This window comes from Microbacterium schleiferi (assembly GCF_015565955.1).
Classification (GTDB): domain Bacteria; phylum Actinomycetota; class Actinomycetes; order Actinomycetales; family Microbacteriaceae; genus Microbacterium; species Microbacterium schleiferi_A.
This window is the reverse complement of record NZ_CP064760.1, coordinates 3,125,682-3,146,257: the sequence shown is the minus strand read 5'-3', so window position 1 is coordinate 3,146,257 and position 20,576 is coordinate 3,125,682. Positions and strand designations below refer to the sequence as shown.

Annotated in this window: 22 protein-coding genes and 1 pseudogene; 16 read left to right on the top strand and 7 right to left on the bottom strand. The window is 68.5% G+C overall.

Annotated elements, in window-relative coordinates; translation table 11 throughout:
* Positions 1-41 precede the first annotated feature (41 nt).
* From IT882_RS15290 to IT882_RS15245, 10 genes are all read left to right on the top strand, one after another.
* Entirely contained in the window at positions 42-467 is a 426-nt protein-coding gene (locus IT882_RS15290) for a Fur family transcriptional regulator (RefSeq protein WP_195692552.1), read from the top strand.
* The gene (locus tag IT882_RS15285) at positions 457-1,491 is read left to right on the top strand and encodes a permease (protein WP_418887760.1); all 1,035 of its coding nucleotides are present in this window, start codon (positions 457-459) and stop codon (positions 1,489-1,491) included. Before IT882_RS15290 ends, IT882_RS15285 begins: the two co-directional genes overlap by 11 nt.
* Positions 1,484-2,299, top strand: coding sequence for a TIGR03943 family putative permease subunit (locus IT882_RS15280; protein WP_195692550.1), 816 nt, complete (start codon positions 1,484-1,486; stop codon positions 2,297-2,299). Before IT882_RS15285 ends, IT882_RS15280 begins: the two co-directional genes overlap by 8 nt.
* A complete protein-coding gene (locus tag IT882_RS15275) occupies positions 2,289-3,743 on the top strand; it encodes a hypothetical protein (RefSeq protein ID WP_195692549.1) in 1,455 nt (484 codons plus the stop codon). The genes IT882_RS15280 and IT882_RS15275 overlap by 11 nt, the downstream gene beginning before the upstream one ends.
* Complete coding sequence (locus tag IT882_RS15270; RefSeq protein WP_418887759.1) at positions 3,713-4,450, top strand: DNA-3-methyladenine glycosylase; 738 nt, start codon at positions 3,713-3,715, stop codon at positions 4,448-4,450. The genes IT882_RS15275 and IT882_RS15270 overlap by 31 nt, the downstream gene beginning before the upstream one ends.
* Before the next feature lie 141 nt (positions 4,451-4,591).
* Positions 4,592-4,828: a 50S ribosomal protein L28 gene (gene rpmB, locus IT882_RS15265; protein ID WP_195692548.1), complete on the top strand. Its 237-nt coding sequence runs from the start codon at positions 4,592-4,594 to the stop codon at positions 4,826-4,828.
* Positions 4,828-4,998, top strand: a complete 171-nt coding sequence (gene rpmG / locus IT882_RS15260; protein ID WP_195692547.1) for a 50S ribosomal protein L33 — start codon at positions 4,828-4,830, stop codon at positions 4,996-4,998. The genes rpmB and rpmG overlap by 1 nt, the downstream gene beginning before the upstream one ends.
* Before the next feature lie 2 nt (positions 4,999-5,000).
* Positions 5,001-5,306, top strand: coding sequence for a 30S ribosomal protein S14 (gene rpsN / locus IT882_RS15255; RefSeq protein ID WP_195692546.1), 306 nt, complete (start codon positions 5,001-5,003; stop codon positions 5,304-5,306).
* Positions 5,307-5,681: 375 nt separating this feature from the next.
* A complete protein-coding gene (locus IT882_RS15250; RefSeq protein ID WP_195692545.1) occupies positions 5,682-5,969 on the top strand; it encodes an HU family DNA-binding protein in 288 nt (95 codons plus the stop codon).
* A gap of 74 nt (positions 5,970-6,043) precedes the next feature.
* Complete coding sequence (locus IT882_RS15245) at positions 6,044-8,020, top strand: bifunctional copper resistance protein CopD/cytochrome c oxidase assembly protein (RefSeq protein WP_195692544.1); 1,977 nt, start codon at positions 6,044-6,046, stop codon at positions 8,018-8,020.
* Between the two features lie 12 nt (positions 8,021-8,032).
* On the opposite strand, the gene IT882_RS15240 is transcribed toward IT882_RS15245, so the two are convergent.
* Entirely contained in the window at positions 8,033-9,145 is a 1,113-nt protein-coding gene (locus IT882_RS15240) for a hypothetical protein (RefSeq protein WP_229382183.1), read from the bottom strand.
* 68 nt (positions 9,146-9,213) lie between these two features.
* Here IT882_RS15240 and IT882_RS15235 point away from each other — a divergent pair.
* Positions 9,214-10,589, top strand: a pseudogene (locus IT882_RS15235) (ATP-dependent DNA helicase).
* Between the two features lie 7 nt (positions 10,590-10,596).
* Here IT882_RS15235 and IT882_RS15230 read toward each other — a convergent pair.
* Positions 10,597-11,262 carry a heme oxygenase (biliverdin-producing) gene (locus IT882_RS15230; protein WP_195692543.1) on the bottom strand — a complete coding sequence of 222 codons (666 nt, stop codon included), beginning with the start codon at positions 11,260-11,262 and terminating at the stop codon, positions 10,597-10,599.
* A gap of 73 nt (positions 11,263-11,335) precedes the next feature.
* On the bottom strand, positions 11,336-11,644 hold the full coding sequence (locus IT882_RS15225) for a DUF2470 domain-containing protein (RefSeq protein WP_195692542.1): 309 nt from the start codon (positions 11,642-11,644) through the stop codon (positions 11,336-11,338).
* Between the two features lie 124 nt (positions 11,645-11,768).
* Here IT882_RS15225 and IT882_RS15220 point away from each other — a divergent pair, with 124 nt between their 5' ends.
* Both IT882_RS15220 and IT882_RS15215 read left to right on the top strand, forming a co-directional pair.
* Positions 11,769-13,016 (top strand): serine hydrolase domain-containing protein, encoded by a 1,248-nt coding sequence (locus tag IT882_RS15220; protein ID WP_229382181.1) that lies wholly within the window; start codon positions 11,769-11,771, stop codon positions 13,014-13,016.
* A gap of 64 nt (positions 13,017-13,080) precedes the next feature.
* Complete coding sequence (locus IT882_RS15215; protein ID WP_195694457.1) at positions 13,081-13,944, top strand: EamA family transporter; 864 nt, start codon at positions 13,081-13,083, stop codon at positions 13,942-13,944.
* A gap of 21 nt (positions 13,945-13,965) precedes the next feature.
* Here IT882_RS15215 and IT882_RS15210 read toward each other — a convergent pair whose 3' ends face one another.
* A complete protein-coding gene (locus IT882_RS15210; protein ID WP_195692540.1) occupies positions 13,966-14,934 on the bottom strand; it encodes a nucleoside hydrolase in 969 nt (322 codons plus the stop codon).
* Positions 14,935-15,057: 123 nt separating this feature from the next.
* Here IT882_RS15210 and IT882_RS15205 point away from each other — a divergent pair, with 123 nt between their 5' ends.
* Positions 15,058-15,894, top strand: coding sequence for a PfkB family carbohydrate kinase (locus IT882_RS15205; protein ID WP_195692539.1), 837 nt, complete (start codon positions 15,058-15,060; stop codon positions 15,892-15,894).
* 3 nt (positions 15,895-15,897) lie between these two features.
* Here IT882_RS15205 and IT882_RS15200 read toward each other — a convergent pair whose 3' ends face one another.
* Genes IT882_RS15200 through IT882_RS15190 form a run of 3 tightly spaced genes read right to left on the bottom strand, consistent with a single transcriptional unit; the run spans position 15,898 to position 18,371 of the window.
* A complete protein-coding gene (locus IT882_RS15200) occupies positions 15,898-16,695 on the bottom strand; it encodes an ABC transporter permease subunit (RefSeq protein WP_195692538.1) in 798 nt (265 codons plus the stop codon).
* Positions 16,695-17,633 (bottom strand): ABC transporter ATP-binding protein, encoded by a 939-nt coding sequence (locus IT882_RS15195; RefSeq protein ID WP_195692537.1) that lies wholly within the window; start codon positions 17,631-17,633, stop codon positions 16,695-16,697. The genes IT882_RS15200 and IT882_RS15195 overlap by 1 nt, the downstream gene beginning before the upstream one ends.
* 45 nt (positions 17,634-17,678) lie before the next feature.
* On the bottom strand, positions 17,679-18,371 hold the full coding sequence (locus IT882_RS15190) for a TetR/AcrR family transcriptional regulator (RefSeq protein ID WP_195692536.1): 693 nt from the start codon (positions 18,369-18,371) through the stop codon (positions 17,679-17,681).
* A gap of 200 nt (positions 18,372-18,571) precedes the next feature.
* On the opposite strand from IT882_RS15190, the gene IT882_RS15185 reads away from it, so the two are divergent.
* A complete protein-coding gene (locus IT882_RS15185) occupies positions 18,572-18,766 on the top strand; it encodes a hypothetical protein (protein ID WP_195692535.1) in 195 nt (64 codons plus the stop codon).
* A 369-nt stretch (positions 18,767-19,135) separates the two neighbouring features.
* On the top strand, positions 19,136-20,542 hold the full coding sequence (locus IT882_RS15180) for an IS1380 family transposase (RefSeq protein WP_135950160.1): 1,407 nt from the start codon (positions 19,136-19,138) through the stop codon (positions 20,540-20,542).
* The last annotated feature ends 34 nt before the right edge of the window (positions 20,543-20,576 follow it).

The following is a 20,576-nucleotide window of genomic DNA, read 5'->3' as shown; positions in this document are numbered from 1 at the left end:
CTCCCAGCGCGCGCCGAAGCTGGGTCGATAGACTCCCGGCCATGGCGCAACGCAATACCTGGCAACGCGAGCGCGTGCGCACGGCGCTCGGCGACGCGCCGGGTTTCATCAGCGCTCAGGCGCTTCATGCCGTGCTTCGCAACGAAGACACCGGCATCGGCCTGGCGACGGTCTACCGCGCCCTCGCGAGCCTCGCTGACGAGGGATCGGCCGACACGCTGCACGGGCCCGACGGTGAGAGCCTCTACCGTGCGTGCGAGAGTTCGGGACACCACCACCACCTGATCTGCCGCTCGTGCGGCGCAACCGTGGAGATTGCGGCGACCCCCGTGGAGCAGTGGGCCCGCTCGGTGGCTGAACAGCACGGCTACACGGATGCCGAACACGTCGTCGACATCTTCGGACTCTGCCCCGCGTGCACGGCACGCGTTCGCGCGGCGGCCGGCGACGGGAACCGTGCGCGCTGACGCGCCGCCGACCGTGCGCCTCCGTGCCGGGGGCTCGAGCCCGCGCACCCGCGCGGCTGTCGGCGTCGGAATCGGCATCCTCTTCATCGCGCTGCTCGTGGCGATCGACGCCCTGGCGCCGTCGCTGTTCGCCTCGCCGCTGTCGACGCGCGCCCAGGACGGGCTGACCCTCTCGATCAGCGTCCTCATCGAGTCGCTGCCGTTCGTCGTGCTCGGCGTGCTGCTGTCGATCGTGGTGCAGGTGTGGATCCCGCCGGGCGTCCTCGAACGCTGGATGCCACGCACGCCGTGGCTGCGCCGAGGCGTGCTCTCGCTGCTGGGGATGTTCATCCCCGTCTGCGAGTGCGGGAACGTCCCGTTCGCGCGCGGCCTGCTGATGCGCGGGTTCACCGTGCCCGAGACCCTGACCTTCCTGATCGCAGCACCGATCGTGAACCCCATCGTGATCATCACGACGCACCAGGCTTTCGGGTTCAGCGACGGCATCCTGGTCGCCCGCCTCGTGGGCGGGTTTCTCATCGCGAACCTTCTCGGATGGCTCTACAGCCGGCATCCGAGTCCCGACGCCCTGCTCACCGACCGGTTCCGCGACACGTGTGAGCTCGTGACCCACGAGCCGGGCGGCAAGGGACGCCGCAGTCTCGCGCAGCTGGTCGTCGAACTGCGCGCCGTCATGCCGGCGCTCATCATCGGTTCCGCGATCGCGGGGGCGGTCCAAGTCCTCGTGCCGCGCGACCTGCTGCTGGCGATCGGATCGAACCCCGCTCTGTCGATCGTCGCCATGATCGCGCTGGCGATGGTCGTCTCGATCTGTTCCAACGTCGACTCGTTCTTCGCGCTGTCGTTCGCGTCGACCTTCACACCCGGCTCGATCGTCGCGTTCCTGCTCGTGGGGCCCCTCGTGGACGTGAAGATGCTCGCCCTGCTGCGCACGACCTTCACGACCCGGACCCTCGTCGGAATCGTCGTGGTCGTGGTGCTGTCGGCCTTCGCGATGGGGACGGTGGTGAATCTCCTTGCCTAGAATCGGCTCCCTCGGAACCCGCTGGCTCGGTGTCGGGCTCGCCGCGGTGCTCGCGGTGCTCACCCTCGGACTCGCCGTCACGGGGCGACTCTCGCTCTACATCAATCCCGACTCGGCATGGTTCGCGATCGGGATGTCGCTCGTCGTGGTCATCGGCGCCGTCGCATCTTTCGCCCTCCCGTTGGGTGCCGAGCAAGATCACGGTCACGACCACGGCGACGCACCATCGACACCCCACCCGGATGCCGACCACGGCGCCACGACGCCGCGACGCGCCGCGCACGGTGACGCGCACACCCGGCATCCCGTCGCGCTCGCCGGGACCGTCGTCGCTGGCGTCCTCGCCAGCGCCGTCGTGCTCGTCGCCCTCGCGCTCGCGCCATCCTCCCTGTCTCCGCAGTTCGCGTCGACGAGCACCTCGACCGCGCCGGTGCTCTTCGGCGGTCGTGATGTCGTCACCCTCGCCTCCACGGGTGACACCGCCGAATTCGGGGTCGGCGAGTGGGCGACGGTGTTCGCGACGGCGACAGACCCGGCATCCTTCGACGGCGATGCCGTCACCCTCACCGGCTTCGTCTCGACGGGAGATGCCGGAGCGAGCTTCCTGCTGTCGCGGTTTGTCATCACCCACTGCGTCATCGACGCGCAATTGGCGGCAGTGCCGATCTCCTGGGGCGGCACGGCGGCGCCCGACGGTGAGTGGGCGACAGTGACAGGCACGGTGCGCTCGGACTCCGACGGGCGCCTGCACATCGCCGCCGAGTCGGTCGAGACGGTTCCCGAGCCCGAGGATCCCTATGAGTACTGACGCCGGTCGACGCCGTGACGGCGCGGCTCCGTCGCGTCGGCAGCGAGCAACGAGAAGACGCCTGCGCGGGTTCGTCCTGGGCTTTGTCGGGGTCGCCGCAGCACTCGGGCTGGTCGGTGCGCTCGGAGCCGCGGCCACGGTGCTCATGGGTCCGCGCGTGACCGCGGTGCAGGTCGATCCTGCCGCAGCGATCTCGGCATCCGGGTCCAGGCTCATCGTCACGACCTCGCAGTCGCTGGCGGACGTGGACCCCGCGTCCGTGACCGTGACCCCCGCGACCCCCTTCGACATCGACACGTCGGGTCGCAGCATCGGCGTGCGCTTCACGGTCCCCCTGGATGCCGATACCGAATACACCGTCAGGATCGATGAGGTGACCGGCGTCTCCGGCGGACCGGCGTCCACGATCACCGAATCGTTCCGAACGCCGCCCAGCGAGGTCTTCCTGCTGCAGCGCGGCACAGCCGACGGCGACACGATCTTTCGCACCGACCTCACCGGGGAGGCCGCCGTCGCGGTGTTCGCCCACCCCCACATCGAGGACTATCGCGCGACCCGCAATCACCTGGTCGTACTCATCGAAGAAGACGGCGAGAGCGCGCTCGTCATGACCGATCTCGACGGGCAGAACCCCGTCGACCTGACCATGCCAGGCACCGGGTACGTCGCGGGCCTGCAGACAGCCGATCGGGGCGAACGGATCGGGTACCTGTTCACCTCGTCCACCGTCGGGACGGGCTCGGGCGATGAGTCAGCGCTGTACACGACATCCCTCGATACCCCGACCGCTGACCCCGCGAAGGTCGTCGTCGCGGGCGCTGACGAGCGGATCGCGCAGTGGTCCTTCGTGCCCGACACCGACAGCGTGCTGCTCGTCGCCTTCGACGGGACCCTGCTGCTGACCGCGCCCGACGGATCGGCGCCGACGGCCCTCGGGTCTGCGCTCGCGATCGATGGGATCGCCCCGGGCACCGCCCAGGCGATCGTCGAGCGTATCGATGGGCTCTTCATCCTGGATCTGCTGACGGGTGAGGAGACACCGCTGGATGTCGGGACAGACCCGGCGGTGATCGGCAGCGTCATGCCCCTGCCGCGCGGCGGAACGCTGCGCACCACGTTCCCGATCGCGGGCAGCGGCCTGCCGACCGGTGCGACATCGGTCGTCATGGTTGATGACACCGGAGCGTCGACGGAGGTCTTCGCGGCGCCCGACACCGACGCCGTCCTGCAGACGTGCGTATCGCCGAGCGGTCAATACGCGGCGATGCTCGTGGCGCCCGACCTGGCATCCAACCCGTACGACACGTACCAACTCCCCCTCCCCGCTACCGTGGAGACCCATATCGTCGCCCTGCCGAGCGACACCGACGCCGAGGCCCACGAGCTCGTGGCGCTCTCTGGGTCCTCGATCTCGTGGTGCCGCCAGTCGGTGTCGTGGCGGTGACGGGCACCGGCGGGCTTCGGCCTGCCACGCGCAACGACCTTGCCGCGCTGCCGCTCGAGGTGGCGCCGACCCTCCTGGGTGCGCACCTTGTCGTCGCCGCGGAGGGTGAGACCGTCGTCGCCCGCATCACCGAGGTCGAGGCGTACCACGGTGCTGGCACCGGCGAGGTTCCCGACCCGGGGTCGCACGCGCGGACCGGTCGCAGCGCCCGCAACGCGACGATGTGGGGCGAGCCGGGCCACCTGTACGTGTACCTCAGCCACGGCATCCATTCGTGTGTGAATGTCGTCTGCGCACCGGCGGGGGTCGCAGGCGGGGTCCTGCTGCGGGCCGCGGAGATCGTCGAGGGCGAGCAGGTAGCTGTGCGGCGCCGATTCCCTGCGGGGGAGCCCAGGCCATCCCGGGATCTGGCACGCGGCCCCGGCCGCCTCGGGCAGAGCCTCGCTCTTCGCCACCGCGATCACGACGGCATCGACGCGGTCGGAGGGGCCGTTCAGGCTGGTGCGGTCGCGCGGTTGCTTGTGCGCGAGCGTCCGTTGGAGCACGTGGCGACGGGACCGCGGGTCGGGGTCGCGGGGCTGGCCGGTACGGATGCCTTTCCCTGGCGCTTCTGGATCCGCGGTGATCCCACGGTCTCGGCGTTCCGCTGGGGTCGGGGCGCGGCGGCGGCCGCGAGCGGGGCGCGCAAGCCTGCCGTGCTAGACTGACTCTTTGTCTGCGCGCACTCCAGCGCGTAGTTCGTGCCCTTCCCTCATCATCCGGCCGGAGACGGTCTGATCAGAGCTGGGTGCAGACAAGGGATCTTGGGTGGCACCGTCCGGTGTCACGGTACAGAAGGAGACATCACTATGGCCGCAGTGTGCCAGGTGACTGGAGCGGTTCCCGGCTTCGGTCACAACATCTCGCACTCGCACCGCCGGACGAAGCGCCGCTTCGACCCGAACGTGCAGAAGAAGACCTACTACGTACCCTCGCTCGGTCGTAAGGTCACCCTGAACGTGTCCGCCAAGGGCATCAAGGTGATCGACGTGCGCGGCATCGAGTCGGTCGTGAAGGACCTGATCGCGAAGGGTGTGAAGCTCTAATGGCGAAGAAGTCCCAGGACGTTCGTCCGATCATCAAGCTGCGTTCGACCGCCGGCACGGGCTACACCTACGTGACGCGCAAGAACCGCCGCAACAACCCTGACCGCATCGTGCTCAAGAAGTACGACCCGGTCATCCGCAAGCACGTCGAATTCCGAGAGGAGCGCTGATCATGGCAAAGAAGAGCAAGATCGCGCGCAACAACCAGCGCCAGGCGGTCGTGGACCGCTACGCCGCCAAGCGTCTCGAACTCAAGAAGCAGCTCGTGGACCCGAACGCGACCGATGAGCAGCGCGAAGCCGCTCGCGTCGGCCTGCAGAAGCTCCCCCGCAACGCGTCGCCGGTGCGTCTGCGCAGCCGTGACGCGATCGACGGTCGCCCCCGCGGTGTGCTGACGAAGTTCGGCATCTCGCGTGTGCGTTTCCGTGACATGGCACACCGTGGCGAGCTGCCCGGCGTGACCAAGTCGAGCTGGTAAACGAGCCCGCGAACAAGCAAGGTCGAGCTGGTAAGCCAGCCCGCGAACAAGCACTGTCGAGCTGGTAAGCCAGCCCGCAAGCAAGCACTGTCGAGCTGGTAAGCCAGCCCGCAAACGCCTCAGGCCCGGCATCCTCACGGATGTCGGGCCTGACGCGTCCCCTGCTCTCGGCATCCCGGACACAGTCACGGGAGTCACACGCGTCACTTCCGTGACGCGACACGCCGCGAAACGGACGCTGAAGGCCGCGAAATCCGCGGAATTCCGGGGTTCGTGGGTATATTCGAGGGCGGTCGGCAAGAGACCAGCCGAGAGCCACCAGCTTTCGGTCCATGCACGAGGGCGGGGACTTCACCGCCTTGGAGGACAACCACAATGGCTGAAAAGTCCATCACCAAGACCGAGCTCGTCGCGAGCATCGCGAGCGCGACCGGTCAGAGCCAGGCCACCGTTTCGGGCGTCGTCGACGCGCTGTTCACCACTGTCGCCGAGGCCGTCGCCAAGGGCAGCAAGGTCTCGATCCCGGGCTGGGTCTCGTTCGAGCAGGTCGCCACCTCCGCTCGCACGGGCCGCAACCCGCAGACCGGCGAGGAGATCAAGATCCCCGCGGGCAAGCGCGTCAAGGTCTCGGCCGGCGCCAAGCTCAAGGCTGCTGCCAAGTAAGACCCATCGTCTTCACCTCGAAAGGGGAGCGTCCGTCCGCGGATGCTCCCCTTTCGCGCGCGTAGGCTGAGGGGATGGATTCCCGCCTGCTGCGGGCGGTCGGCCCGGCGACGCTCGTGACGGTCGCCGTCGTCGTGATGGTGGCCGCTCTCGCGTACGGCGGAGGCGCGGCGCCGCTGGTGATCGCCGATGCCGGGCCTGTCGTCCGATGGGGTCTACCGGCCGCGACGCTCATCTTCAACCTCGCTGCGGCCGGGCTGCTCGGGTCGCTCGTCCTGGCCCTGTTCGCGCTGAAGGCGGGCGACAAGGCCTTCGATGTCGCGCTGGATGTGGCATCCGTCTCGGCAGCTGTCTTCACCGTCGCAGCCGGGGTCACCGGATTCCTCACCTTCATCGACGCGTTCAACGCCCAGGTGACGCTCGGTCCGGAGTTCGGCTCCCAGTTCGGCAGGTTTCTGACGGAGACCGAACTCGGCAGCGCGTGGCTGCTCACGACGGTCTTCGGCGCGCTTCTGACCGTGCTCACTTTCGCGGTCCGCTCCTGGACTGCCACGTTCCTCGTCGCTCTTCTCGCGATCGCGGCCCTCGTCCCGGTGGGGACGCAGGGCCACTCGGGCGAGGAGGCCAATCACAACGCCGCGGTGATGGCGACAGTGCTCCACGTCGAGGGCGCTGCCTTGTGGCTTGGCGGACTGCTGTTGATGATCGTCATCCGCCCCCTGCTGCCGATTGACCGGATGACGACGGTGTTGCGCCGGTACTCGACGGTGGCGATCGTGGCCTTCGTCGTGGTCGCGGCATCCGGGTACGTCCGCGGCGTGATCGGGGTCGTGACCTGGGAGGCGATGCTCTCGCCGTATGGCGCCATCCTGGCCGTCAAGATCGTCGCACTGGTCGCGATGGGTCTTCTCGGGGCGTGGTACCGGCTCCGGCTCATCGACCGGCTGCGCGAGATCCGCGCATCCCGCTTCTTCTGGTGGCTGATCCTCGCCGAGATCGGCTTCATGGGCATCGCCAGCGGCGCGGCGGTGGCGCTTGCCCGCACGCCTCCCCCGGTCGATACCTCTCTGCCCGAACTGCGAACGCCCGCGGAGTTTCTCACGGGCGCAGCGCTGCCTCCCGAGCTCACGCCGTGGCAGTGGGTGTCAGCGTGGGAGATCGACCTGCTGTGGGCGCTGGGGTGTGCCTTCGCCGCGTTCTTCTATCTCGCGGGTGTCTGGCGCCTTCGCGCTCGCGGCGACCGGTGGCCCGTCTACCGCACCATCCTGTTCCTTGCCGGACTTGCCACGCTTGCCTGGATCACCAACGGCGCGCACAACGTCTATCAGGAGTACCTCTTCAGCGTGCACATGTTCGGGCACATGGCGTTGACGATGGGGATTCCGTTGCTGCTTGTGGCGGGCGCTCCGGTCACGCTCGCGCTCCGGACGATCCGCAAGCGGGATGACGGCACGCGCGGTGGCCGCGAGTGGATCCTCTGGGCCCTCCACACGCCGTTTGCGAAGGTCGTCACCAATCCGTTCTTCGCCGCGGCCAACTTCGTGCTCTCGCTCTGGCTCTTCTACTACACCGATCTGTTCCGCTGGAGCCTGTACGACCACCTCGGGCACGAGTGGATGATCTTCCACTTCCTGCTCACGGGCTATCTGTTCGTGCTGTCGTTGATCGGCATCGACCCGGTGCCCTACCGCCTTCCCTACCCGTTCCGACTGCTCATCCTGATCGGTGTCATGGCGATGCACGCGTTCTTCGGCGTCGCGATCATGATGAACAGCGGGCTGATGATCGCCGAGTGGTTCGGCGCAATGGGTCGAACGTGGGGGGCGACGCCGCTCGAGGATCAGTACATCGGCGGGGGCATCGCCTGGTCGATCGGAGAGATCCCCACCCTCATCCTTGCGGTCACGGTTGCCATTCAGTGGAGCCGCAGCGACGAGCGCACCCAGCGCCGCGAGGATCGGCAGGCCGATCGCACGGCGGATGCCGAACTCGACGAGTACAACGCGCGTCTGGCTCAGCTCGCCGAGCGTGACGCGCGCGTGGGCCGCTGACGAGAGTCCGCGTCACCCGAGGAGGATCGACGCCGTTCCGTCGGGGAGGATGTCGATCGTCCCCGTGACCACGAAGGGGACATCGACGCTCACATCGCTCACGCTTCCGTCGAAAAGCGACCGCACGCGAAGCTCGATGTGCGCCATGGCGGCCGACTCCGCGATACGCCACCCGGCGCCGTCGGCGACGAGCGAAACCGTCGGGTCCTGCACGATCGACCACGTCGGCAGGGTCACGATGCGGTCTGTCAGCTCGAACCCGAACGGGCAGGCGGTCGGCTGCAGCACCTGCTGCTGCGTGCATTCCTCGAGGAAGGCATCCACTTTGTCTTGCACGAGCGTGATGAACTCCTCGGATGCCGTCGCCGTGACCGTCACAGGGACACTCGTGAACGGGACGTCAGAGAGCATCGCGACACCCGGCGAGGTCGCGGTGGGGGTGTCGACGGTGACGGAGTAGATTCCGGGCGAGAAGACCAGCAGCGGAATCGATGCCGACAGATCCGCCGCGGCGCCATCGGGGGAGACTTGACGTTTATCCACCGTGAAGCCGTTCACGGCGAACTCCGCGGACCCGTTGACAGTGAGATCCATCACCGTGATGGGACTTTGCGCGAACTCCCATCGCGGGAAGATCCCGATCATGCCGTCCTGCATCACCGAGAAGGTCGTGGATGCTTCGTGGCCGCCCGCAGTGTAGGCGAGGGTGACCGCGACGGTGTCGCCGGTGCTTGTTTCGGACACGACGCGGATGTCGCTGAGCGTGCCCAGGGCACTGGCGCGCAGGAAGTCCTCGGAGGCGTTTGCCGGGAGGCCGGCAGCCTCGAGGTCTGCCGAGGAGACGGCGACTCCCGGCACGGCGAGCGCACGTGTGGCGTCGCCGTCGGCGAGCAGGTTCGCGTAGCGGACGACGAACGCCGACGGGCTGTAGAACTGCGTGTAGAGCGTCGCTCCTGCCGCGATGAATGCCGCGAGCAGCAGCACGCCGACCACCGACAAGACGACGAGGTCGCCGGCCAGAGAGCGACGCGCATCCCGCCGGCCGCGACGAGACGCGCGGGGTGCCGAGCCCATCGTGGGCGCGCTGGCAGCACTGCCCGACGCCTTCTCCCCCGCGGTGCTCACGGCACCAGTCTAGAAACGACGCGCTGTGAGGATGCCCTGCCACGGCGTGGCCTGGGTAGCATGGCCCGGTGCAGGCGCCCGAACTCTCCGCAGAGCAAGAGGCGCTGTTCCGGCTGATCGAAGACACGCGCGATCATGTCTTCGTGACCGGACGCGCCGGAACGGGCAAGTCCACCCTGCTTCAGCACCTCTCGTACCGGACGAGCAAACAGATCGCCGTGTGCGCGCCCACCGGGGTGGCAGCTCTCAACGTCGAAGGCCAGACGATCCATTCGCTCCTGCGGTTGCCGATCGGTCTGATCGCGGATGCCGATCTTGAACACCCGGAGGCCACCCGCAAGCTGCTCAACGCCATCGACACGCTCGTGATCGATGAGATCTCGATGGTCAACGCCGATGTCATGGACGCCATCGACCGTTCCCTGCGGCAAGCCCGCGGGCGGCGCGCCGAGCCCTTTGGGGGCGTGCAGATCGTCATGTTCGGGGATCCCTACCAACTGGCGCCCGTCCCGCCACGTCACGGCGACGAGCAGCGCTACATCCGTGACCACTACCGGTCGTTCTGGTTCTTCGACGCGCGCGTCTGGGCCGGATCGGATGCCGCGCTCCCGGGGTCGGAGGGGTCGTCTCTGCTCGATCTGGGTCGGTATGGCGCGGCGCTGCAGATCCGTGAGCTTGCCGAGATCCACCGGCAGTCCGATCCGGAGTTCCGGCGGATGCTGGGCGCTGTCCGCCACGGCCGGGTCACCGCCGATATCGCTCAGGTTCTCAACGACACGGGCGCCCGGACGCCGCCGGTCGGCGGTGCTGACGAGCCTCCCATCATCACGCTGGCAACGCGCAACGACATCGTCACTCGCATCAACCGCGCGCACCTTGACGCCTTGTCGGGGGCGACCCAGACTGCCCATGCCGAGATCAGTGGCGACTTCGGTCGGGGGATGCCGCCTACCCCGCCGACGCGGAGTTGCAGCTGAAGGTCGGCGCGCAGGTCATGTTCCTGCGCAACGACGTCTCGACCTTCGGTCAGCCCCCGCGGTGGGTCAACGGCACGATCGGGACCGTGACACGCATCGCGGGCGGCGCCGTGCGCGTCGAGGTCGACGGTGAGCAGATGGATGTCGAGCCTGCCGTCTGGGAGAGATTTCGCTACGCGTACAACGCGTCGACGAGGTCGATCTCTCGTGAGATCGTGGCGGAGTTCACGCAGTTCCCGCTGCGGCTGGCGTGGGCGGTGACGATCCACAAGTCGCAGGGCAAGACGTATGAGCGCGCCATCATCGATCTGGGTTCGGGGGCTTTCGCACCCGGCCAGACCTACGTCGCGCTGAGCAGGCTGACCTCGCTCGAGGGTCTCTACCTGTCCCGGCCGCTGCGGCCGCGAGACATCCAGGTCGACCCCGATGTGCAGCGGTTCATGGCTGCCGTGCGCGGACGCGCCTGAGGGCGGCTCAGGCGATCTCGGCGATACGTCCGGTCGACTTGGCTTCGGCAAGGTCGATGAAGACGTCGGTATTGAACTGGTAGGCCCGCAGCACCTCGTCGATGACCCGCTCCTGCTCGTCGGCATCCCAGGGCGCGGCATCCAGCTGCGCGCGGTAGACATCCTTGAAGGCGCGCGGGTCGGCGATGTCGTCGAAGATGTAGAACCCGATGCCGTTGGTCTCGAAGCCGAACTGTCGGGCCATGAGTTTGCCGATGAACTGGCCACCTGAGAGGTCGCCGAGGTAGCGCGTGTAGTGGTGGGCGACGAACCCGCCGGCCCAGGTCGAGCCGATCTCGTTGATCCGGTCGATGTAGCGCTGCGTGCTCGGCAGCGGGACGATCCTGTCGCGCCACTCGGGGCCGATCAGAAATGCGAGGTCCGCTTCCAGCGCCGGGATGCGGGTGAGCTTGTCGCTGATGAACGGGGCGGCGACGGGGTCGTGGCGCATGACGTCAGCGGCTCGCTCGATCGCGTCGTACATGAACCAGTGCTGAGCGACCAGGGCGATGTAGTCCTCGCGCGTGCCCTCACCCTTCACGAGATCGTTCATGAAGCCGGCGTGCTCGCTACCCGAGTGGGCGCCGCTGGAGCGCTCGCGCAGTGCCGTGGAGAACGGAGTCACGGGTGTCATGGCACCAGTGTACCTTCAGGTAAGCAGAACCTGACAAGACCAAAGTCCCGGGAGTTCGCTACCCCGTCGCGGCTCAATCGTGAGGGCGCTTGGCCACTCCGAGACGTTCGCAGGCCGCGTCATAGAGCTTCACGATCTCGGCCCGGATCTGCGGCCGCTCGGTGATGCCACCCCCGGGCCAGGCCACCGCCACGGCGACCGTCGAGCCGTCGGCGAGCTCGGCATTCCACACTCCGCCGTCGCCGTCAAGATCCGACATGGTCGCGCTCACGGCATCCGCCTGCCCGAAGGCTCGGACGATGAGGAGATTGTCGCCGCCGTGATCGCCGTTCATGTGGGCAAGCACACCGGCGCGGATGCTGTCGTCGAAGCGATACGTCATGCTCACAGCGTAGGGGCCGTGATCTTGGTGTGATGTTGATGTGTTTGAATGCTGGATGCACGGACAACGGGGGTTGGGTATGGGTGCGACAATCCTCAGGCGGCGCTGGAGCACGGTCGGAATCGTGACGGTTGCCCTCGCGGCGATGCTCGTTGGGTGCGCTCCCACGGAGTCTGTCGAGATCGATGTGCCGGCACAGGTCGAGGGAGATTTCCCCACCGAGACGCAGGCGCAGCTGGATGCCGCCCTCAATGAAGCGATGGCGGCGACCGGTTCCTCGGGCGCCATCGTCGGCGTGTGGGCGCCGTGGAGCGGCTCGTGGGTCGAGGGTGTCGGAACGCAGTCTCCGAAAAGCTCCCAGTCGGTCACCGCCGACATGGAGTTTCGTGCGGCGCGTGTGACGCGGGCGATGACGTGCGACGTGCTCTACGAGCTCGTCGAGCGAGAGGTCGTCGCCCTCGATGACCTCGTCTCGGACTACGTCGGCGGCGCCTCGGGGCTGGAAGACGTGACACTCGGCGAGTTGTGTGACAGTTCGTCGGGCATCGGCGCATCGGCGCCGTCGCTCTGGAACGAATGGGTCAAGACTCCGAACCGCGAATGGCCCCCGCTCGAGCTGGCAGCGTACGGCATGGGTCGGGAGCGAACCACGGAACCCGGTGACGCTTTTGTCGACTCGGATGCCGGGTATTTCCTGCTCGGCGTCGCGCTCGAATCGGCGACTGCGACGTCACTGCCCGACCTGATCGAGCAGTACGTCACCGAGCCCCTCGGCCTCGAATCCACGTGGCTACCCGGCTCTGCGCCCGCGACGCCCTCGGGTGACACGGGGACCCCCTCGCTGCAGGGCAACAACTCCCTGCCGGGCGAAGACGGGCAGCTGCTGTGTGCAGACCCCGTCGAGATCACCGAGCTGTCGGCGAGCATCGGCTTTGCCGACTCGGGCGCGGTGTCGACGATCACCGATCTCGGGCGGTATGCGCAGGCGCTTGCCACCGGTGCCCTCTTGGGAGAGGACCAGACCCGCTTCGACAGTCCTCGGGCGGCCTACGCGGGCGCGCCGACCTGGTACACCTACGACGGCGGGGCATTCACCGCCGGGGGACTGATCGGCCAGCACGGCGCGATGCCCGGATACATCACGGCAGCGTACGCCGACCCCGACACGGGACTCACTGTCGCCGTCGTCCTCAACAACTCCGCGGCTCCCGCCGGGCTTGCGGCGAACCTCGCCTGGGAGCTTGCGGCGATCGCCTCGAAGGCCCCGGCGGCGGCCGGTGAGACGGCGCCGGCGGCAGGCCTGCCCTGGACGGCTGAGCAGCAGGGCGAGACCATTCGCGGCGCGGCGGTCTGCCCGCTGCCCGAGCCGTGATCTCGGGCGCGGGGTGAGCGCGCCGCGCGCCGCCCTCGTGTCGTCGCCGCCCATCGCGGTGGGGATGGTCGTGACGGGGCTGGTGTGCCAAGAGCTGGGCGCATCCCTCGCCGTTCTGCTCTTCCCCGCCCTCGGGCCCCTCGGCATCGTGTTCCTGCGCCTGGGGTTCTCGGCTGTCATCCTCATGGTCATCGCGCGGCCCCGCGTGCGCAGTCACACCCCGACGGCCTGGCGATCGGTCATCGGGTTCGGGCTCGTTCTTGCCCTCATGAACGGTCTGTTCTACCTCGCGCTCGAACGGCTTCCGCTCGGCGTCACCGTGACGATCGAAGTGCTCGGGCCACTCGTGCTCTCGGTGATCGCCGCTCGTCGTGCCAGCGCGTGGCTGTGGGCCGGCCTCGCGCTTGTCGGGGTCGTTGCGCTGGCCGGCGGCGGATGGGATCGGTTGGATCCGATCGGGGTGCTGTTCGCCCTGGGCGCGGCATCCAGCTGGGCGCTGTACATCCTGGCCTCCGCGCGCGTGGGCCGGGAGTTTCCACGCCTGGACGGGTTGGCGCTTGCGATGGTGGTGGGAGCGCTCGCTGCCTTGCCAGCGGGTCTGGTCGCTGCGGGCGGAGCCCTCGTGCGCATCGACCTGCTTGCTCTCGGCGCCGCCGTCGCCGTGCTCTCATCGACGATTCCGTACGCGCTGGAGCTGCTCGCGCTGCGGCGACTGGCGGCATCCGCGTTCGCGATTTTGATGAGTCTCGCTCCCGCGACCGCGACGCTTGCCGGCTGGTTGCTGCTCGGACAGGCCATGACCTGGCTCGAGGTCGCCGGCATCGCGCTGGTCATCGCGGCGAGCATGGGTGCGGTGCGCACCGCATCCGCCCGCCCGGCGACAGGCGCCGTCAGCACCGGTCCGGAGCCCGCTGAGCCTCTGCCGTGAGCCGGCGCCCCGCGCCGTGGACTACGGCGTGGTCGATGCGCCCAGAATCGTGGACACGAGGTGCTCGGTGAGCGTGTCGGCTCCCTCGAAGAGCACGCGGGTTCGCACGCCCTCGTGATCGCGGGGTCCGAGGCGCTGCCCGCGCATGTCGACGACCGTTGATCCGCGAGAAGGCCCGTCGGTCGTGTCGATGACAACCGGTACCCGGAGGCTTCGACCGATGCCCGGCGCCCCGAGCGCGGCCATCGCCGCCAGCGGGTCATGCAGAGGGCTCAGCCGCTCGCCGAACTGCGGAACATAGAAGTCCAGGTAGTGGTCGAGGATCTCGCCGACCGCGCGGGCGAACGGATCGGCGGAAGACAGCAGAAGCTCCCGGTCGTCGTCGGTGAGGATGTGGTTCATCGTCACATCCAGCGGCACGAAGGTGACGTCCCAGTCGGCGCGCGCGAGGGCATCAGCCGCCGCCGGGTCATTGAAGATGTTCGCCTCCGCCGCGGGAGTGCTGTTCCCGGGAACAAGGGCCGCGCCACCCATCGCCGTGACACCCGAGATCCTCGAGGGCAGCGTCGGGTCACGCTGAAGGGCGATCGCGATGTTGGTCACGGGGCCGATGGTGAGGATGTGCAGCGAGCCCGCGTGGGTGTGGGAGAGATCGAGGAGAAGGTCTGCCGCGTCCCGCGTGTCCGGTGAGGCGCTCGAACCCGGCAGGATGACTCCGCCGATGCCGTTGTCGCCGTGCACGTGAGGTGCTCCGCCGCCGTACGGGTGGGTGAGGTGGTCGTGGGCGCCCACCGCGACGGGGATGTGGGGGGAGCCTGCCAGCGCCAGCAGGTCGAGGGTGTTGCGAGCCGCCTGTGCGGCATCCGTGTTGCCGCTGACCGTGCCGATGCCGACGAGCTCTGCGGCGGGCGAGCGCAGCAGGTACGCGAGGGCGACGGTGTCGTCGATGCCGGTGTCGCAGTCGAGGTAAAGCGGAAGAGGCGCAGTCATGTCGCTCCCGGGGGTGAGGTGAGCGGACGGCGGTGTCCGGGGCGCGTCGCGCACCCCTTCGGTTATATCGCGCGCGGCGCTCTCGGTCGTAGCCGCGGTGACGGTGCGTGATGGAATATCGGCATGACATCCCGAGGTCTGGGCCCGCTCTGCGTGGTCGGAAGCATCAACGTCGACGTCTCGGTCGCGGTGGGGGAGCTCCCGATTCCGGGCGAGACCGTGCGGGGCGCGGGTCCCGTCCGCGACGCCGGCGGCAAGGGGGCGAATCAGGCCGCCGCAGCCGCGCGGTTGGGTGCGGCGGTTCGGATGCTCGGCGCCGTCGGAGACGACGCGGACGGCCGGGTCATGGTCGAGAACCTTCGACGCGCGGGGGTGGACACGTCGGGGATCCGCGTGGTCGCGGAGCCGACGGGAACGGCGCTGATCACGGTGGATGCCACGGGTGAGAACACGATCGTCGTCTGTGCCGGCGCCAACGACGCCGTCGAGGGCGTCGGGCCGTTCGCACCGGACGAGGCGGTGCTCGCGCAACTGGAGATTCCCTCTGACGCGGTCGAGGCCCTCGCGGCATCCGTCCCGGGGTTCTTCGCGCTCAACGCGGCTCCCGCTCGCGAGGTTCCGGCATCCGTGCTGCGGCGTGCGGATCTGGTGATCGTCAACGACGCCGAATTCGCGGCGCTGCCGGCGGTGGGGGCGGCGCGCCTGGTCGTGGTCACCCACGGGGCGCGCGGGGCGTCGCTGTGGCGAGACGGCCAGCGTGTTCTCACCGCGCCGTCGCCAGGTGTCGAGGCCGTGAGCGCCGTCGGTGCCGGCGACGCGTTCAGCGCGGCGATCACGCTGGCCGTGCACGCCGGGTGGCCCGATGAGGTCGCGCTGGCTGCCGCGTGCGCGGTGGGCGCCGACGCAGTCACCCACGCCGGCGCTCAGCCGCCCCTGTGTCCGCTCGGCGACTACCGCTGACGATCAGCCAGTGATGTCGCGGGCGCGCAGCGCGAAAGCTGCGGCGCCGGCGAAGACGATTGCGGTTCCCCACACCGCCGCGATGCCCCAGCTGAAGCCCGACTCGAGCGGCGTCTGGCTGTAGGCCCACGCGTAGGGCGAAAGCCGCTCAACCCACGCGAGGTCCTCGGATTGGTTCGCGACCGCCTGCAGCGCGTATCCGTAGACGGCGAGTCCGGCTCCTGCCGCCACCCCGGCGACCCGGCGCCCGGTGACGGCGCCGGCCACCAGCGCGGCGGCCGCGGACAGCGCCCCGAGCCCCGTGAGCGCGACCGTCGCAGCGATGATCCCGGAGGCCTCCAGCCCCAGCTCCGAGGGGCCGTTGAGGATGCCGACCACCACGCCGATGACAATGCCGAGCGCGACGAGCTTCACGAGGATCGCGAGTGCGCTTTCGAGGACGTATGCGACGCGGCCGATGCCGTGTGCCAGGTCAAGCTCGAGGCGACCGTTCTCTTCGGCTCCTCCGCTCGCACTCGCGCCCCACGCTGTCGTCGCGATGACGATCAGGGCGAAGCCGATGAGGCCGAAGAACGTCGCTTGCGCGTAGCCCGAACCGGTGCCGATCTGGTTGTAGCCGAGTGCGTCCACGAGTTCCGGGGGCAGCGTTGCGATGATCTCTTCGAGCGAGCCGTTGCTCCCGAACGACGGAAACAGGGGAAGGTACAACGCGAGGGCTGCCGTGAGGCCGAGCGCCCACGCCAGGAGCCCGCGCCACGAATCCCGGAGGCTTCGCACCGCGACGGGAAGGAGGCGGCTCATCATTCGCCTCCTGTCGGGGAGGCGGCAGGTCGGGACGGGCCGTACAGGCGCAGCACCGATTCCTCCAGGTCCGGCTCCTCGATCAGCAGCTCGGCCACATGGAAGCGCGCCAGAGCCTTCACGAGCGGATCGACGTCTCCCTCGATCGTGGAGTGCACGATCACCCGATCATCCTGCGCGCGGATCTCGGGGGCTGCGGTCGGTGACAGCGGCGCGAGTGCGCTGCGGACCGCGTCCGGGTCGGCATCCGTCATGACAGCACGCACGCGCCGCACGGCACCCAGCCGGAGCTCGTCGACAGCGCCCGCGGCAACCACCCGACCCTCGCTGAGCACCGCGACCTCATCGGCAGCCTGTTGGATCTCGCTGAGCACATGCGAGCTCAGCAGCACGGTCTGTCCGTTCTGGCGCGCCTCATGCACGAGGTTCAGGAACTCGCGCTGCACGAGCGGATCGAGCCCGCTCGTCGGCTCATCGAGGATCAGCAGCGGCGGCTCGTGCATGAACGCCTGGATAAGTCCGAGCTTCTGCTTGTTGCCTTTCGAGAGGGTGCGGACGGGGCGGGTGAGGTCGCACGAGAGGCGCTCGGCCAACTCGTTGACCTGACTGGGCCGCACGGGCCCCGACACGCTCGCGTAGAAGTCGAGGAGCCGTCGCCCGGTTGTCCGCCCCTCCATCCGCAACTCGCCGGGAACGTAGCCGATGCGGCGGCGGAGGGCTGCGCCGCCGGTTCGCGGGTCGGTTCCCAACACGCGGGCGGTGCCGCTGGTCGGGCGGATGATGTCGACCAGCATCCGGAGCGTCGTGGTCTTTCCGGCCCCGTTGGGGCCGATGAGGCCGAACACCGTGCCCGGTGCTACCGAGAGGGTGAGGCCGTGGAGGGCGGTTTGCCGCCCGTACTGCTTGCGCAGGTCGTTCAGTTCGATGGCAGGGGTCATCCCCTGCTCCTTTCGTCGGGGAAGTCTGAGTCTGGATGCCGAGGATCAGACCGCGCGCGGCGGGTCGGGATCCTGGTGCGGATCGTTCTCACCCTTGCCCGAGGGCGGGCCGATCGGCCGCGACAGCGCGTCCTGCGCGGCGGTGAGAAGCCGGTCATCGGTGTAGAGGCCGTGCGTGTAGAACTCGAGGAGCGGCACCGTGAGACGACGAAGCAGCGTCTCGGTCAGTCCGTCCTCGCCGAGGCTCCGCGCGAGCTGGCGACGCAGCAGCACGGTAGCCAGCCCGTAGATGGTCACGGCGGTGACCGTTACGTCCATGTCGGACTGTGGACGCAGCATCCCGGCTTCCGCCTGCTGTTCGAGCAGGTCGCGCGTGGCACCCGCCAGCGCGTCGAAGAGCTCGTCGGCCGCCGACGTGTCTGAGGTCAGCATCCGTGCCATGTAGTCCAGCAGCGGCAGATAGCGCTCGCGGTCGGTCATGGCCTCGCGCATCATCGCGGAAGCGCCGCCACCCGCGAGGCGACTCTTGTCGGTCACGAGTGACTCCACGACGTGGGCATCGCAGGCTTCGCGGAGTCCCTCTTTGGATCCGAAGTGGTGGACGATCAGTGCCGCACTCACTCCCGCGCGCTGCGCGATGTCGCGCAGACCCACCCCGTCGAACCCGCGCTCGGCGAAGCTCGCGATGGCGGCATCGCGGATCCGCTCACGGGTGGAGGGGTCCGGTGCTGCGCGCATGACAGCAGACTAAACAGCTGTTTAATGCCTCGTCAAGGGTGTTCGCCGGACCGCGCGTCCGTGCGGTGCGCTGACGGATGCGGTGCGAACTATGACTGGTCGGAGCCGATCGTGCAAGCCCCTCGAGTGGATGCTCAAGCTCGCCTACCCTCGGAACGGTCGCGACACGATGTCGCGCTCTGCAGACGGAAGGAGACCCCATGGGATTCATGGACGATGCGAAAAAGAACGTCGCTGAGGCTGCGGAGAACACTGCCGAAGCGGTTCAAGAGGGCGTCGAGCGCACCAAGGACAAGGCTGAGGAGATGTCGGCGGACGCCGACGTCAAGAAGGCAGAAGCCGAACGCGACGCCATCAAGGCACGCAACGACGTCAAGGAAGCAGCCCGCGACTGACGTCCCCTGAACCCGAAGGCCCGCGCAGAGTACTGCGTGGGCCTTCGATGCTTTCAGAGGGAGGTCGCGTCTGTCGGACGGTACGGCTGCTGTCGGATGCCCGCGGCGACGACGTCCGACAGAAGCCGCCCACTCCGATGCGCGAGTCTAGAGATCGCTGAAGTCGTTGCCGAGTTGAAGACGTGAGACCGTGCCATCTGAAATCACCACGAGTATGAACTCCTCACCGCGCTCACCTGGCCGGCTAAGCCTCGATCCACCGATGGACGGGGCGTTGAGCGAGCGTCGTGACGTAGAAATGCCCCTCTGATCAGGAAGAATAGAGCTTGCTTAGGGTTCTGTTCGTCTGGTCGGAGAGGCATCTCGTAGATGCAATTCAAGCACGCCCCCGCCGCAGTGTCTGCGGTGTTCGATGATCCGAATCTCGTGTCGGCCGCGGGGCTGGTGCCGATGCTCCGCCTGGCGCGTTCCGCGGGGTTGGACGAGCTCGCGCGTGAGCGGTTGAGCGTCCCGACGGATAAGGGCGCCAACGCGGGTGCGAAGGTGATGGCACTGGTCGCGGGCATGCTCGCCGGGGCGGACTCGATCGACGACATGAACCTGCTCCGCCATGGCGGAATGGGCCGGTTGTTCGACCGGACGTATGCGCCGTCGACGCTCGGGTCGTTCCTGCGGGAGTTCCGGTTCGGACACGTCCGCCAGCTCGACGCCGTCGCCTCCCGGGTGTTCGCGAATCTCGCTGTCGACGCGCCGCTGCTCCGAGCAGGCGATGGCGAGCGGGTGATGGTGGATCTGGACGACACCATCATCGAGGTCCACGGATACCAGAAGCAGGGCGCCGGTTTCGGGTACTCCGGCGTCCGGGGGCTGAACGCCCTCCTCGCCACGGCATCGACCACCTCGTCGGCGCCGGTGATCCTGGCCCAGCGGTTGCGGCAGGGGAAGACCGGGTCCCCGAAGGGGGCCGCGCGGATCGTCGGCGATGCTCTCGCCACCCTGCGCCGCACCCGCGCCGCGACCGGGGCCAGGCCGTTGCTGCGGGCGGACTCCGCGTTCTACGGACACGCGACCGTCGGCACCGCGATCAAGGCGGGCGCCGACGTGTCGGTGACCGTGAGGATGGACCCGGCGGTGAAGGCCGCGATCGCGACCATCCCGGATGATGCGTGGGAGATGATCGAGTACACCGACGCGATCCGTGACGAGACCACCGGGCAGCTGATCTCCAAAGCCGAGGTCGCCGAGGTCCCGTTCACCGCGTTCCGCTCGAGGAAGAAGGCGGAACAGGTCGCCGGACGGTTGGTGGTGCGGCGCATCCCCGATCTGAACCCGAGACAGGTGGAGCAGCCGACCCTGTTCGACGTCTACCGGCATCACGCGTTCTTCACCACCACAGCGAAGGAGGTGATGGACACGGTGGCCGCGGACAAGACCCACCGCGGTCACGCGATCATCGAGCAGGTCCACGCCGACCTCAAAGCGGGGCCGCTCGCGCACCTGCCCTCCGGGGTGTTCACCGCGAACAGCGCCTGGCTCGTCATCGCCGTGATCGCATTCAACCTCACCCGCGCTGCCGGTCTCGTCGCCGACCGAGCGGGACGGCTCGCGAGAGCAACGACCGCGACGATCCGCCGCACCCTGATCCACGTCCCCGCACGGCTGGCGCGCTCCGCGCGCCGAATCACGCTGCACCTGCCCGAGGCCTGGCCATGGCAGACCGCGTTCGACCGGCTCTTCACAGCCACGCACGCGCCACCGCCAACGGTGACCACCTGACCATCGCCGCAACGCGGCACGACCGAGGACCAAG

Bases quoted from the DNA above. Each gene is read 5' to 3' on its own strand.
- IT882_RS15205 (WP_195692539.1), top strand. From the start codon at position 15,058: ATGACATCCCGAGGTCTGGGCCCGCTCTGCGTGGTCGGAAGCATCAAC.
- rpmB (WP_195692548.1), top strand. From the start codon at position 4,592: ATGGCCGCAGTGTGCCAGGTGACTGGAGCGGTTCCCGGCTTCGGTCAC.
- IT882_RS15245 (WP_195692544.1), top strand. From the start codon at position 6,044: ATGGATTCCCGCCTGCTGCGGGCGGTCGGCCCGGCGACGCTCGTGACG.
- IT882_RS15210 (WP_195692540.1), bottom strand. From the start codon at position 14,934: ATGACTGCGCCTCTTCCGCTTTACCTCGACTGCGACACCGGCATCGAC.
- IT882_RS15250 (WP_195692545.1), top strand. From the start codon at position 5,682: ATGGCTGAAAAGTCCATCACCAAGACCGAGCTCGTCGCGAGCATCGCG.
- IT882_RS15190 (WP_195692536.1), bottom strand. From the start codon at position 18,371: ATGCGCGCAGCACCGGACCCCTCCACCCGTGAGCGGATCCGCGATGCC.
- IT882_RS15180 (WP_135950160.1), top strand. From the start codon at position 19,136: ATGCAATTCAAGCACGCCCCCGCCGCAGTGTCTGCGGTGTTCGATGAT.
- IT882_RS15275 (WP_195692549.1), top strand. From the start codon at position 2,289: ATGAGTACTGACGCCGGTCGACGCCGTGACGGCGCGGCTCCGTCGCGT.
- rpsN (WP_195692546.1), top strand. From the start codon at position 5,001: ATGGCAAAGAAGAGCAAGATCGCGCGCAACAACCAGCGCCAGGCGGTC.
- IT882_RS15195 (WP_195692537.1), bottom strand. From the start codon at position 17,633: ATGACCCCTGCCATCGAACTGAACGACCTGCGCAAGCAGTACGGGCGG.
- rpmG (WP_195692547.1), top strand. From the start codon at position 4,828: ATGGCGAAGAAGTCCCAGGACGTTCGTCCGATCATCAAGCTGCGTTCG.
- IT882_RS15290 (WP_195692552.1), top strand. From the start codon at position 42: ATGGCGCAACGCAATACCTGGCAACGCGAGCGCGTGCGCACGGCGCTC.
- IT882_RS15225 (WP_195692542.1), bottom strand. From the start codon at position 11,644: ATGACGTATCGCTTCGACGACAGCATCCGCGCCGGTGTGCTTGCCCAC.
- IT882_RS15185 (WP_195692535.1), top strand. From the start codon at position 18,572: ATGGGATTCATGGACGATGCGAAAAAGAACGTCGCTGAGGCTGCGGAG.
- IT882_RS15230 (WP_195692543.1), bottom strand. From the start codon at position 11,262: ATGACACCCGTGACTCCGTTCTCCACGGCACTGCGCGAGCGCTCCAGC.
- IT882_RS15215 (WP_195694457.1), top strand. From the start codon at position 13,081: ATGGTCGTGACGGGGCTGGTGTGCCAAGAGCTGGGCGCATCCCTCGCC.
- IT882_RS15200 (WP_195692538.1), bottom strand. From the start codon at position 16,695: ATGAGCCGCCTCCTTCCCGTCGCGGTGCGAAGCCTCCGGGATTCGTGG.